Genomic DNA, 12,456 nt, shown 5'->3' with positions numbered 1-12,456 from the left:
GCTACTTCAATTTGTCCTGATGTATCGGCTATTCCAGAAGACCTATAGCAGTACCAAACTGGGGTGTAAATGACGGCGATCCTGCCGCGCCCCACCTGGGCGTAGGCGTCGCCAACATGATAGCCCAACACATGGGCGGGCTTCCCAGTGCATATCCGCCGATCGCCACGACGTCAGCCAGCGGCCCGTCTGCCAATGCACCTGGAGCCACTCGCCTCGTTGAGCGCTGACATCGAGCCGTGGCGGGCGAGGTTGCTCTGTACGCCCAATGTGTGGCGCCGGCTCCCGCCGATACGCGCCTTTGTCTCTCTCAGCCCTCCAGACGAGGCGTTGGAAACGTGGAGCTACGTCGCCCCTCTAAAGATGCACGATCTCAACATTCGGCCATTTGCCTGCAAGGTACTCGGCCACTAGCCTCCGATGGCAGTGATGGGGCTTGTCTTCGCTGCAAAGCAGGCAACTGTTATCAATCTTTTCTTTATCGATTGACTCAATCTTTCGGGACGACATTAAATCCAGAAATTTACTGGCGTAGATATCCCAATCTCCCCCTTTTATTTTATATTCCTCGAACATGTCTTTGGTTGGAGCAAGTGCTGGTAGATGTTCATATTCCATCCCACACAACGCCTCGGAAAAATATCGAAGATCCTCGCGTTTAGCGAACCCGGCCAATTGCGAAACATTATTCAGGCGAACATCGACAAGGCGCTTGGCACCAGAAGCACTTAACTTGGTGAAGAAGGACCGCGCGGAGGTCTTAGTGAATCCAATCGTGAATATCTTCATCTGCCTTATTCCCCTCGTTCCTTCATCCATAAATGGCTGTTATTGAGCTACCGCCAGGCATGCCCGTCAATCGCAGCTAAGGAAACGCTGGGGGCATGGTGTACTAGGGATGGTCTGAAGTAGCCCCTGTTTTCCGGCTACTTCGCCATCGACACTTTCAAAAAACGGTAGCCGCTCAAATCCCGGTCAAACCTGCCGTCTATTTCAGCCTTTTTTGCCGCTGCAAGCACCTCGCAGCAGTCACTTCACTCTTCACGGACGCACCTCTCCTGCATTGGAGAGCAAATGTCGACGCGCCATCCAAATGTTCGACAGGGCGAACAGCGTCACCATCTGAGCAGTGTTTTTCACCAAGCCTCGGAAGCGCACTTTCGTATAACCAAACTGGCGCTTGATCACCCGAAATGGATGCTCAACCTTGGAGCGAACCTGGGCCTTGGCTCTTTCGATCTTACGTATCGCTTTGTATAACGCGCTGCGGTTACCGTGCTTTTTGTAAGTGCTGCGCCGGGCTGCAATCTGCCAGATGACTTGGCGCCCCTCATGCTCTTCACGCTTCTCTACACCGGTATAGCCCGCATCAGCGCAGACCACGTTCTCACCACCGTGCAGCAGTTTGTCGACTTGGGTTACGTCCGCGACGTTGGCCGCAGTGACCACCACGCTGTGCACAAGCCCGGACTCATCGTCGACACCAATGTGAGCTTTGGCACCGAAGTAATACTGGTTGCCCTTCTTGGTCTGATGCATTTCCGGGTCGCGTTTGCCGTCCTTGTTCTTGGTCGAACTGGGCGCATGAATCAGAGTGGCATCGACGATGGTGCCTTGTCGCAGTGACAAGCCACGGTCGCCCAAATAGCCATTGATCACGCCGAGAATACCGGTGGCCAACTCATGCTTTTCCAGCAGGCGACGGAAGTTGAGGATGGTGGTTTCATCCGGGATTCGCTCCAGGCTCAGACCGGAAAACTGGCGCAGGATCGTCGTCTCGTACAGCGCCTCTTCCATCGCCGGATCGCTGTAACCGAACCAGTTCTGCATTAGATGAATCCGCAGCATCGCCATCAGCGGATAGGCTGGACGGCCCCCTTCGCCCTTTGGGTAATGAGGTTTGATCAGAGCAATCAAACCCTCCCAGGGTACGACCCGATCCATCTCTATCAGGAACAGCTCCTTGCGGGTCTGCTTGCGCTTACCGGCGTACTCGGCATCGGCGAAGGTCATTTGTTTCATCATCGAAAAGCTCGGCGATTGGTGTCCGGGGATTTTGCCAAATCAGGAAGTCTTTTTCAGGATTTCCCCAGCTGCGCCACAACGGCCATGGCAGGCTCCATTCTCTCCCCGCTTCAACGGCCACGACCCGAACAGCTCAAGAGCTTAGCACCGCCTTTTGCGGTTGCGTGCCTCACCACTCACGCTTACTCCCTTCCAGAACGCGCCAACTGCTAAGCTACATGAGGACGACTCGCCCACAGCGCAAAGCACCTGTGTTCGCGCTATTGGCTGTCCCGTGCGTTGTGGTGCTGACCGTCGATGACGAGTCGAACCTACTGTATGGGCACTGCGCGCGGCAGCCTTTCATGCGTGCCAGCTACGTGCCCAAGGTTGGACGCGGATCGAAGCGTGCGCAGGGTTTTTCGTGAAAGTATAAAATCTAATCAACTTTATCAGAAGAAAATATATGATCGTAAGAAACTTTGAATACTTGCTTGCTTTGCACCGTGAAGGCCATTTTGGCAACGCGGCCAAAAGCTGCAATGTTTCTCAGCCGACACTCTCCGCGGGCATTAAGCAATTGGAGGAAGACATGGGTGTCGAGATCGTGCGTCATGGCCGACGCTATGACGGCCTCACTTCTGAAGGGATGCGCGTACTGTCTTGGGCTCAGCAGATGTATGACGACTGCAAAGGGCTGGAGCGAGAACTCTCCGCACTACGGCGAGGTATAGAGGGGCAATTCCGGCTAGGGATACTCCCAGGAACTGCCGGTGTAGCGCCCACATTAAGCATCGCCCTTGCTGAAAAAACACCCTTACTTCAACAATCAGTTCTGGTTTCCGGCGCTTCTTCCCTGCTACAGGCGATTCGAGAAAACAATTTGGATATCGCACTCATGCATTTGGAGGATATCCCAGGGGAAGACTTCGATACTCACCTTCTGTACCGTGAACGCATTTTCCTTTTTCACGCCGCGAGAACACAGCAACCCCGAAGCACAACGTGGGACCATGTTCTCAATAGACAACTCTGCGTGCTGAACTCGGCAGTACCTGAACCCATTCAAGATAGGCTGATGCAATGTACCGCGCAGACTATTCGCACTGATTCAATTGACGTGCTATCGGCACACGTGGCGACAGGAAAATATTCGGCAGTTCTTCCGCAATCTCTCGCCGGCCAACTCGCGCACATTCCAAATCTCCACGCAATCGCAATCAATGGACCAATGTCGCACTCAAATGTCGGATTCGTTGCTGGGAAAAATGCGTTCGAGGCACCGTCATCGCGTGCATTGCTCGAAATGGTGCACACCCCCGAACTCGCCGCCACTCTTCAATCCGTTATATCGATCCATCGTCGGTTCCAGCCCAAAGCAGACTCATCTCAAAGCCCCCTGAAATAGCGAGTCTTGAAGAGCAACTCTGTATTGCTTCAACCAGGCGAAGATTGCAGGCATGCCGTGTGCGCCGCTAACAGGCGCCACGTGCTGAGCAACCCATCGAAGGCCACTAGGTCCAGGGGCAACTCGGGGGACAGGAGTACCTGCTGCATGCGGCCTCCTCATGTCTCGCTGGGTCGAGCTGACTGTTCCTAGATCAAGCTAGGAGGCGCGATGTAGCGATGATCGTTGCCCTCTCCCGGCTAGGAGACGAGCACGGCTCGACGATCCCGCGTAGATAGATCGTGCCTATCTGTACATAGATTATTCCAGTTTGACCACTTCTGAGCTTGATCCGATGCTGTCAAGACCGCAGAAGGAGACGCGGCCAACGGCTAGGCAGTACCACGATCGTTCTTCTTGACAGCGGTAAATTTCGTTTCCCACTTCGATTTAGAAGATGGAAACATTAACGCACAGAGGTGACGAAATGACTCCGACCGGTAACCGAATCGTGACTTTCGAGAAGCCCTTGGAAATGAAGGTCAACACCTTCAAATTTCCAGAGCTGATAACCCCTCAAGGGAAAAGCGCACCCCATGGCGCTATCCTCAAAATAGTTACCACAAATATCTGTGGCAGCGACCTTCACATTTATCGCGGTTCGTTTGCTGTTCCCAAGGGAATGACCATGGGCCATGAAATGACCGGCGAAGTGATCGAAGTGGGATCAGACGTCGAAGTCGTGAAGAAGGGCGACATCGTTTCCGTTCCCTTCAATGTGGGGTGTGGGCGTTGCTACAACTGCAAGCATATGCGCTCCGATGTATGCGAGAACACCAACCCCGAAATCGACTGCGGAGCCTACGGGTTCAACCTCGGTGGCTGGACGGGGGGGCAAGGTGATTATCTCTTCGTACCGTATGCGGATTTCAATCTCCTTCGCTTCCCTGACAAGGATGCCGCCATGGAAAAAATCCGCGACCTGACCCTTCTCTCTGACGTATTACCCACAGCTTTCCATGGGTTCGCTGGCCCAGACTGGCCAGCCGCGCCGGCCTACGTCGTCGGCGAAAACATCCTGATCTTCGGTGCCGGGCCGGTCGGCAGAGCGGGTGCCGCCTGCGCCAGACTTCTGGGTGCAGGCGCCATCATCGTTGCCGATTACATTCAAGAGCGGCTGGACCTTCTCAAGCCACACGGCGTGGAAACCATCAACCTTTCCGACGGCGTGCCGATCGAGGAGCATCTCGAACGCATTACCGGGCACAGGGAGGTGGATCGCGTCATCGACTATGTTGGTGTGGACTGCCGCGGGTTTGGCGCGGAGGCTGACAAGATCGTGGAGAGCGCTGTTACCAACGCAATGCTCAAATATGTCCGCTTCGGCGGAATGACCAGTACGGTCGGTGTGTACTGCGCAAACCCGATCTCGAAAGACCCGAAAGCCAAGAAAGGCCATATGGATCTGGAATGGTCCAACGCCTGGATCAAGTCGCCGCGAATGTCGGCTGGTCAATCTCCGACGGCCAACTACAACCACGCGTTAATGCGGGCGATACTGAACGATCGCATGCCTTACCTTTCGCCGATGATGAACACTAAGTTCATCAAGCTCGAAGACGCGCCCGCCGCGTACAAAGAGTTCGACGCGGGTTCTGCATACAAGTACGTCATCGACCCGCATGGTTCAGTGCGGCATTAAGCATCCGGCGCGGGCTAAGCATCAGGATGTCTCACACTTTCTGGTGAGAGGCATTCTGGTCCCGCCAGTCTCCGGGCAGCAACTGGAGCCGGCGAATATTTTCGCCGGCATTTGCCGTCTGCCCCAGGGTACTTGCCTTGGCTCGGACCAGGAGCAGAGCCTCAGCAATCCGCAGGTGATGATCAACCGCAAGCGTGTTCAAGCGCTTGGTTCGCAATCGGCCAAGGGTCAGACGGGGACGATGCACGGCATCCATTGACGTGCGTGGCTGGAGATAGCCTTCGTCTGATCCTTATCACCCCACGGACTTGATCAGGCTCGCCTAGTGTTGTGCCTGCCTCGGGCCATCGCACGGTCAACCCAGCCCTGGCTCATTCAGCCAGAAGTTTCCAATGATGTGGCCGAACTCGCCGCCGCCAGAATGGCAGTCACTTCTATAGGGAGATAGCACAGTGTTGGATAAGTCGGAACGGGAGGGTGGCCTATGGAGCTGCGCCATCTTCGCTGCTTCGTAGTTCTTGCTGAGGAGCTACATTTCACGCGGGCGGCTGAGCGCCTGCATATCGAACAACCACCGCTATCACGAGCCATCAAGGAACTTGAGGACGAGTTGGGCGTAGTGCTCTTCGACCGAAACCGACGAGGAACAGTTCTAACGGCGGCGGGCGCGGTCTTCTTGCAAGATGTTCGCCGTCTATTCACAGTGCTGGAACAGGCTCGTGAAAATGCCAAGGCTGTGGCATCGGGCTTGCGCGGTAGCCTGCGCATCGCTGTATCAGATGGGGCTATCGATCCACGGCTGTCGGCATTTCTGGCTCGTTGCCGCGCCGAGGAGCCGGAGATCGAAATACGCTTGTCAGAAGTGCCTCTGGCAGAGCAAGTGCGTGGCTTGCGTTCGGGCGACTTCATGATCGGGTTCGCGCACACGGGCGATGTCGGCGACGGTATCGCTGCCGAACCAATCTGGCACGACCCGCTGGTGATTGCGGTGCCAGCTCGTCACTCATTGCTCACCTACAAGGAGGTGCCACTTCAAGAACTTCAAGGCCATCCACTTGTCCTGTGCGACCCGCAGGTATGCGAGGGCTATTGCCGCGAACTCAAGCGGCTGCTCAACACGTTGGAGCACAAGCTGAATGTTGTCGAGGAAGTGTCCTCGCTGGACATGATGCTCACGTTGGTCGGCGCCGGCTACGGCATCGGCTTCATGACGGCGACCAAGATTCCCATCTCCCAACGGCCGGATGTGGTGATCCGCCCCTTGGCGATGGATTCTGCCGTGATCACCACCTACCTGCTTCGGCCGGACGGCGGCAATTTATCGGCTTCGGTGGAGCGATTTATCGTTCGCCTTCGCGACTCTTCGGACGGTTGACGGAGCCTGGCAGGCTAGACACTCAGGGATCAGTGTCGGCACGCAGATTGCGTTCGGTCGCCGTCATCAGGTCAGCCGCGCTTATTCCAAGTGCCGTAGAAATTTTCAGTATGAGCGGAAGCGTGGGCACGTGCTCACCACGCTCGATCTTACCCATGTGAGAACGCGAAATGCTTGCCCGAGATGCGAACTCGTCTTGCGCGACTCCTTGAGCGACGCGCGCAGCGCGCACGGCCTGTCCGAAGGCTAACGCCGACTCGGATTCATACGTCGATGTGCCAGAAGGACGGCCTGGCTGAATTGTTGATTTCTGCATTAGCAGAAGCGTCAAACAATCTGCCACAATTAACCACGTTAAAGATAACGACGTTAAACTTCACTCTTTCCTGAAACGCTGGTTTGCCTTTCTGGACAGATCGCTTATTGGGGGCCCTCATGCATGACGCCACCAGCCAGTTTTCCCATTTCAGGCTTGCTATCGCGCCCGGAGTGCCATCCTCTTGCCTCACAACGCTTCTTGCCCTACAGCGCGCGGAGGAACCAGAAGTCACCATCACGTTCTTTGAGACCTCAGCCGATGATCTGTTGACGGGCCTTGAGGAAGGCCGCTACGACGCTGGAATGACGCTTCGGAACGCTGGTGCTCCGGCTGTGAAAAGCCAACCGCTCTGGGTGGAGAACGTGGCTGTTGCAGTGCCGCTGGGGTCCCCCTTAGTTGCCCAGGCGAAGATCACGCTTGCCGAGCTTCTGGACTATCCGGTGTTTCGCTGGCCGGCGGAGGCTTGCCTACTGCTGGATCAGCGACTGTCCTTTCTTCCGTTGAGCCAGCAGAGCATTCAGCACGTGACTTCGTTCGAGATGATGGCGCTTTGGGTGACCGCTGGCTACGGAGTGGGGCTCTCCGCGCAATCGCGCATTGAGCGTGCCCATGCGTGGGGGATCACTATGCGACCGCTTTCAGACGGCCCCTACGAGATCGTGACATACCTGCAGCGACCCCACGGACGAGCCAATGTTGTTTCTGAGCGGTTCGAGCACAGGGCAATGCTGGTTGCCAGGGACAGGGCGGCTTGCTCGAATACCCCATAGCCCGCTCTCGCCGAGGCTGCGTGCGGGTAATTGCAGCGGCACGCGCCTGTTAGCGCGCCAGTGATAGCGCTTCCATCTCTGGCAATATGATGAATTAACATGGTCTTTGGAGGCACGAATGGTTGGAAGTGGTTGGGATCGAGTACCAATTGACTCGCAAAGCATCGATGCGCCGCTGTCGCGCGCGGCGGTGTTTCTCACGTTGACGGTCGCCGAGGGCCACGAGGCCCTTCAGGCGGTCGCCGGCGTCTTGGACGGGCTGGACGACCTGATCAAAACGGTGGGCTTCCGCGATCTCAACGGCCGGCTGTCGTGCATCACTGCACTGGGATCGGCGCTATGGGACCGTTTCCAGACCGGGAAGCGCCCGAAGGAACTACGGCCCTTCGTGCCCATCGAGGGTGCCAAGCACACCGCGCCTGCCACGCCCGGCGACCTGTTCTTTCACATCCGTGCCGAACGCGAGGACCTCTGTTTTGAATTCGAGCGCCTGCTGCTGGACCAACTGGGCAGCAGCGTGACGGTGGCCGACGAGGTGGTCGGTTTTCGCTACTTCGACTCCCGCGACCTGCTTGGCTTTGTCGATGGCACGGCCAACCCGACCGGGCACGACATCGGCGCCTCGACGCTGGTCGGCAGTGAAGATCAGGCGTTCGCCGGCGGCAGCTACTTGGTGGTGCAGAAGTATCTGCACCAAATGCAGCCGTGGGCTCGGCTCGCCAAGGACGAGCAAGAGCGGATCATCGGCCGGGAGATCGTCAGCAATGTCGAATTGCCCGACGCGACGAGCGGCCAGAAATCGCACAAGACCCTCGCCACGATCGTGGACGACGACGGCACCGAGCACGACATCCTGCGCGACAACATGCCCTTCGGCCGCCCCGGCCAGGGCGAATATGGCACCTACTTCATCGGCTACTCCAGGCATCTGTGGGTGACGCAGAAGATGCTGGAGCGCATGTTCCTCGGCGATCCGCCAGGCATGCACGACCGCCTGCTCGATTTCTCGACGGCGCACACCGGCGCCGTGTTCTTCGCTCCCGCACCGCGCACGCTGAGCGAACTCGTGGAGGCGGTGCAAGCGTAATGCAGGGGCCGCAAGGCCCCTGCAAGGTTTGAGAGCCCTATGCTCCGTCTAGAACTACTGCGCTATCCACCAGCCGACGAACGCTTTGCCGCACATCCTCGGGGATGGGGTACGGGGCAATGGCCTCGGGCATATCCGCATAGTGCTGGTAGTCGCCCATGATGACCTGGATGATCGCCGGTACGTTGGTCGGCGTGACCGCATCAATGGCCGCGCGGTCCCCCAGGTCAGGGTGCGGCTGGGTCAGCATGCGGTACAGATCCCACGAATCCGCGTGCGGGCACTGGTTCATGAGCACCTGGGCCAGCTTGTGCTTGAGCGGCACCAGTTGCCAATCGGGAACACGCTGCCCCCGATTGCCCAAACTGATGGACAGCAACTTGCCCGCTTTCAGTTCGCGGTTGATCTGGTCCTTGGACTTTCCGGCCAGCTTGCCGAACAGCGGGACCGGCAAGCTGCTTGGAGACTCGTAGATGGTCAGCATTTCCTCGCGCTCGCGCTGGATCGCGGACACTTCCGGCTCTGGGGCATGCGTCGGAGGCGGCGGTACCTGAGACAGCCGCTGGAACGTGATGCCGCCGCTGCTCGGGGTTACGACAATAGGCGTGGCCACGACGGGCGGGACGCCGGGAGGAGTGGGCTCGGCCATCGCGAGGGTCGCATCCACCGCTTCCTCCACTTCTGCCATCGCCGGCGCCCCGTCGATACGGATGGTCAGATGCGCGCTCGCGGCTTCCACTTCGCCCTGTTCGAGCAGGTCGAGCCGATCGGCCCAGTCCTGCATCATCCGACGGCGCGGCTCAACGTACTTGGCGTGGTTGTAGGACGAACTCACCTTGTTGGGGTCGGAATGGGAAAGCTGCGCGTCCACCCAAATCTTCGGGTAGCCAATCTCGTTGAGCGCCGTCGAGATAGTGCCGCGGATGCCGTGGCCGGTCAGGCGCCCCTCATAGCCCATGAGCTGCACGGCCTTGTTGAGGGTGTTCTCGCTGATGCGCTTCTTGAGTTCGCTGCGGTGTGACAGCAAGTACTTCTGCGCCGGCCGCATCACCCCCAGGAGATAGCGCACGATCTCGATGGCCTGCAGGGATAGCGGCACGATATAGGGGGGCACATCCTGCGGCCGCTTCCCTGCCTTGCGCATTTCATCCTGGAGCTGCTTGACGATCTGCGGTGGGATGATCCACAAGCCCCTGTCGAGGTCGAACTGTTCGGGTTCGGCCAATCGCAGTTCGCCGGTGCGCACCCCGGTCAGGAACAGCAGCCGGACGCCAAGCTGGGTCTGCCAGCCACGGGGGTTGTAGAGCCGGAGCTTCTGGAGGAACTCGGGCATCTCGGGCAGGTGCAGGTAGGGATTGTGGGCTACGGGGGGCTTGGGCTCTGCCACCACGTCCAGGTCGGCGGCCGGGTTGACTTCCAACCCCTCGGCAATGACCAGGGCATAGCGGAACAACTGGTTGAACCAGGTGCGGACCTTCTCGGCGGTGGTGAACGCCTTGCGTTTCTCGATCGCCGCCAAGACGCCCAGGAGTTGGGGGCGGCGAATGTCGTAGATCGACATTCTTCCCAGGGTGGGCAACACGTCCTTGTTGAAGATGCGCAGGATCTGCGACAGCGTGCTTTGACGGCCTTCCTTGAGTTCCTTGCGGCGATGCTCGACCCAGGCATCGAAGACGGTCTTGAAGGTGTATTCGCCCGCCAGCTTGGCCGCGTGCCGTTTCTGGTCGCGCTCGACCTGAGGATCGATCCCCCTGGCGAGCAGGGCCTGGGCCTTGTCTCGCTCGATCCGGGCCTCGCGCAGGCTGAGAGCAGGATAGCCGCCCAGGCACAGGCGCTTTTGCTTGCCCAGCCAGTAGTAGCGGAATTGCCATGACTTGCCGCCTGCGGCTGAGACCATCAGGCCCAGGCAGTCGTTGTCGGAGAGGGTGTAGCGTTTTCCGGTGGTCTTCGCCTGCCGGACGGTCAGATCAGAGAGCGCCATTTCGAGACTCCTAAGTAATGACTTAGGCCCTATGCTCGTCATGGTCCCCGCTCAGCCCCAGCAACTATCCGGTAGCCGACCCACCCGTATTCTTGTGCCTTATTTGGTCACTCAAAAACGGTAGCTGTGGGTGGATTTCCGTGGCACTCGCTGGAATGAAAAAAGGAGCCGAAGCTCCTTTTTTCAATGACCTACAGACCCCAGTAGAAGTCTGTGGATCAAAATTTGGAGCGGGAAACGAGACTCGAACTCGCGACCCCGACCTTGGCAAGGTCGTGCTCTACCAACTGAGCTATTCCCGCAAATGGCGTCCCCTAGGGGACTCGAACCCCTGTTACCGCCGTGAAAGGGCGGTGTCCTAGGCCACTAGACGAAGGGGACACACAACTGAAACACATGGTGTGTATTTCAGTGTCCAGAGGTTAGATCCGAAGATCATGCCCTGGTTTCACTCAGTGCCGCCCGAGAGCCACACTGCTTAAACTTGGAGCGGGAAACGAGACTCGAACTCGCGACCCCGACCTTGGCAAGGTCGTGCTCTACCAACTGAGCTATTCCCGCAAATGGCGTCCCCTAGGGGACTCGAACCCCTGTTACCGCCGTGAAAGGGCGGTGTCCTAGGCCACTAGACGAAGGGGACACACGTACAACATTCACTACCTAACCGCGTTTCGCTGTGTGCTTTACGCGTTAAGTGGCGCGCATTCTATGGATGGATTGAAAGGTCGTCAACCCCCAAGGATAAATTTATTAAAATCAATGACTTCGACCTGCTTTCAGGGCCTGCGGGCGAATTGTGCGCGTCCGGGCTTTGACGCCTATATTCTGGCACCCGACAAGGCGCTATAGTTCGCTCCGGCAAATGATGGCAATGTGCATCCATGCAGGGAGCGCCTATCTATATAGAAGCAAACTACCCGGGCAACTGGTCGATCAGTCCTATCCGCCGGATGGCCCAGTCACTACACTCCACTGTAAACCCTATAAAGAGGTCACACCGGTGACACCACTCATGATCACCCTGCTGGTAATAGCCGGGATCGTAATACTGATCGCCATTGGCTACATGAACCACGTGGTGGAAAACAACAAGCTGGAAAAGAAGCGCACCGAGATCGAGCTTAATGATCGCCTGCGTCGCTGCGGTGAAATCACCGAGACCTTCCCCGGCCAGTTGATGACCCCGGCGCTCAAACTGTTGATGACCCGCCTGGAACTCAACGTCAACCAGCGCCTGTTGAACCTCAACAAAGGCAGCGCACCACTGAAAGCCCGCATCGCCGAGTTGAATACGCTGGTAGCCCAAGGCGAATCGATCCCGGTGAACAACCCGCCCGCGCCGATCCAGACCGAAGCCAAGGCCAAGGACGTGCGCTTCCTGCTCGAAGCCCTGCACGGCCAGGTCACCCGCGCCGCCCAAGACGGCTTCCTGCCGGCCAACGAGGCCAAGCACTGGATCCGGGAAATCCGCCATATCCTGGTGTTGCTGCACATCGAGTTCTTCAACAACCTCGGCCAGCACGCCCTGCAACAAGGCCAGCCGGGCCAGGCACGCCTGGCGTTCGAGCGCGGCGTGCAGTACCTGCGCAAACAGCCGGAGCCGGTGATCTACAGCACACAACTGCAACAGCTGGAGGCGCAGCTTGCTCGCGCCAACTCCACGGTGCTGACCAACAGCAAGCCTGCCGAAGACGAGGTCAACGAACTGACCGAAGGCCTCAAAGTGGTGGATGCCGACGCCGAGTGGAAGAAGAAAGTCATCTACGACTGACTCCGCGATCTTTGGGCGGGCCTCTGTGGTGAGCGGGCTTGTGTGGTGAGCGGGCTTGCC

At 58.0% G+C, this 12,456-nt stretch carries 10 protein-coding genes and 4 tRNA genes; 6 read left to right on the top strand and 8 right to left on the bottom strand.

The features are described 5' to 3' along the window. Nucleotides 1-357 precede the first annotated feature (357 nt). Nucleotides 358-789 carry a DUF488 family protein gene (locus HX812_RS01555; protein ID WP_023835768.1) on the bottom strand — a complete coding sequence of 144 codons (432 nt, stop codon included), beginning with the start codon at nucleotides 787-789 and terminating at the stop codon, nucleotides 358-360. A 252-nt stretch (nucleotides 790-1,041) separates the two neighbouring features. Further along, nucleotides 1,042-2,022 carry an IS5-like element ISPa26 family transposase gene (locus HX812_RS01550; protein WP_024086516.1) on the bottom strand — a complete coding sequence of 327 codons (981 nt, stop codon included), beginning with the start codon at nucleotides 2,020-2,022 and terminating at the stop codon, nucleotides 1,042-1,044. Between the two features lie 448 nt (nucleotides 2,023-2,470). On the opposite strand from HX812_RS01550, the gene HX812_RS01545 reads away from it, so the two are divergent. The 3 genes from HX812_RS01545 to HX812_RS01535 all read left to right on the top strand — a co-directional run bounded on the left by HX812_RS01545 (nucleotide 2,471) and on the right by HX812_RS01535 (nucleotide 6,468). Continuing rightward, nucleotides 2,471-3,412 carry a LysR family transcriptional regulator gene (locus tag HX812_RS01545; RefSeq protein WP_028698648.1) on the top strand — a complete coding sequence of 314 codons (942 nt, stop codon included), beginning with the start codon at nucleotides 2,471-2,473 and terminating at the stop codon, nucleotides 3,410-3,412. A gap of 466 nt (nucleotides 3,413-3,878) precedes the next feature. Further along, nucleotides 3,879-5,093, top strand: a complete 1,215-nt coding sequence (locus HX812_RS01540) for a glutathione-independent formaldehyde dehydrogenase (protein ID WP_023093406.1) — start codon at nucleotides 3,879-3,881, stop codon at nucleotides 5,091-5,093. Nucleotides 5,094-5,577: 484 nt separating this feature from the next. After that, nucleotides 5,578-6,468: a LysR family transcriptional regulator gene (locus HX812_RS01535; protein ID WP_023103878.1), complete on the top strand. Its 891-nt coding sequence runs from the start codon at nucleotides 5,578-5,580 to the stop codon at nucleotides 6,466-6,468. 22 nt (nucleotides 6,469-6,490) lie between these two features. On the opposite strand, the gene HX812_RS01530 is transcribed toward HX812_RS01535, so the two are convergent. After that, nucleotides 6,491-6,784 (bottom strand): helix-turn-helix domain-containing protein, encoded by a 294-nt coding sequence (locus tag HX812_RS01530; protein ID WP_009459591.1) that lies wholly within the window; start codon nucleotides 6,782-6,784, stop codon nucleotides 6,491-6,493. A gap of 119 nt (nucleotides 6,785-6,903) precedes the next feature. Between HX812_RS01530 and HX812_RS01525 the strand changes: the two genes are divergently transcribed. Together HX812_RS01525 and HX812_RS01520 are read left to right on the top strand one after the other, a co-directional pair. Then, complete coding sequence (locus HX812_RS01525) at nucleotides 6,904-7,557, top strand: substrate-binding domain-containing protein (protein WP_023106332.1); 654 nt, start codon at nucleotides 6,904-6,906, stop codon at nucleotides 7,555-7,557. A gap of 118 nt (nucleotides 7,558-7,675) precedes the next feature. After that, nucleotides 7,676-8,644, top strand: coding sequence for a Dyp-type peroxidase (locus tag HX812_RS01520; protein ID WP_020924940.1), 969 nt, complete (start codon nucleotides 7,676-7,678; stop codon nucleotides 8,642-8,644). Nucleotides 8,645-8,681: 37 nt separating this feature from the next. On the opposite strand, the gene HX812_RS01515 is transcribed toward HX812_RS01520, so the two are convergent. From HX812_RS01515 to HX812_RS01495, 5 genes are all read right to left on the bottom strand, one after another. Then, nucleotides 8,682-10,625 carry an integrase arm-type DNA-binding domain-containing protein gene (locus HX812_RS01515; protein ID WP_023103875.1) on the bottom strand — a complete coding sequence of 648 codons (1,944 nt, stop codon included), beginning with the start codon at nucleotides 10,623-10,625 and terminating at the stop codon, nucleotides 8,682-8,684. A 226-nt stretch (nucleotides 10,626-10,851) separates the two neighbouring features. Next, a tRNA-Gly gene (locus tag HX812_RS01510) sits at nucleotides 10,852-10,927 on the bottom strand. 3 nt (nucleotides 10,928-10,930) lie between these two features. Next, nucleotides 10,931-11,006: transfer RNA gene (locus HX812_RS01505), tRNA-Glu, on the bottom strand. A gap of 104 nt (nucleotides 11,007-11,110) precedes the next feature. Then, nucleotides 11,111-11,186: transfer RNA gene (locus HX812_RS01500), tRNA-Gly, on the bottom strand. A 3-nt stretch (nucleotides 11,187-11,189) separates the two neighbouring features. After that, nucleotides 11,190-11,265, bottom strand: a tRNA-Glu gene (locus HX812_RS01495). A 360-nt stretch (nucleotides 11,266-11,625) separates the two neighbouring features. On the opposite strand from HX812_RS01495, the gene HX812_RS01490 reads away from it, so the two are divergent. Then, nucleotides 11,626-12,396, top strand: a complete 771-nt coding sequence (locus tag HX812_RS01490; RefSeq protein ID WP_038849172.1) for a hypothetical protein — start codon at nucleotides 11,626-11,628, stop codon at nucleotides 12,394-12,396. Nucleotides 12,397-12,456 lie beyond the last annotated feature (60 nt).

This window comes from Pseudomonas sp. IPO3749 (assembly GCF_013386605.1).
In the GTDB taxonomy this organism is placed as follows: domain Bacteria; phylum Pseudomonadota; class Gammaproteobacteria; order Pseudomonadales; family Pseudomonadaceae; genus Aquipseudomonas; species Aquipseudomonas azotoformans_A.
The sequence above is the reverse complement of the archived record's forward strand: the minus strand, read 5'-3'. Positions and strand labels throughout refer to the sequence as shown.

Excerpts from the sequence above, each read along its gene's own strand:
- HX812_RS01555 (WP_023835768.1), bottom strand. The coding sequence starts at position 789 with ATGAAGATATTCACGATTGGATTCACTAAGACCTCCGCGCGGTCCTTC.
- HX812_RS01550 (WP_024086516.1), bottom strand. The coding sequence starts at position 2,022 with ATGAAACAAATGACCTTCGCCGATGCCGAGTACGCCGGTAAGCGCAAG.
- HX812_RS01545 (WP_028698648.1), top strand. The coding sequence starts at position 2,471 with ATGATCGTAAGAAACTTTGAATACTTGCTTGCTTTGCACCGTGAAGGC.
- HX812_RS01540 (WP_023093406.1), top strand. The coding sequence starts at position 3,879 with ATGACTCCGACCGGTAACCGAATCGTGACTTTCGAGAAGCCCTTGGAA.
- HX812_RS01535 (WP_023103878.1), top strand. The coding sequence starts at position 5,578 with ATGGAGCTGCGCCATCTTCGCTGCTTCGTAGTTCTTGCTGAGGAGCTA.
- HX812_RS01530 (WP_009459591.1), bottom strand. The coding sequence starts at position 6,784 with ATGCAGAAATCAACAATTCAGCCAGGCCGTCCTTCTGGCACATCGACG.
- HX812_RS01525 (WP_023106332.1), top strand. The coding sequence starts at position 6,904 with ATGCATGACGCCACCAGCCAGTTTTCCCATTTCAGGCTTGCTATCGCG.
- HX812_RS01520 (WP_020924940.1), top strand. The coding sequence starts at position 7,676 with ATGGTTGGAAGTGGTTGGGATCGAGTACCAATTGACTCGCAAAGCATC.
- HX812_RS01515 (WP_023103875.1), bottom strand. The coding sequence starts at position 10,625 with ATGGCGCTCTCTGATCTGACCGTCCGGCAGGCGAAGACCACCGGAAAA.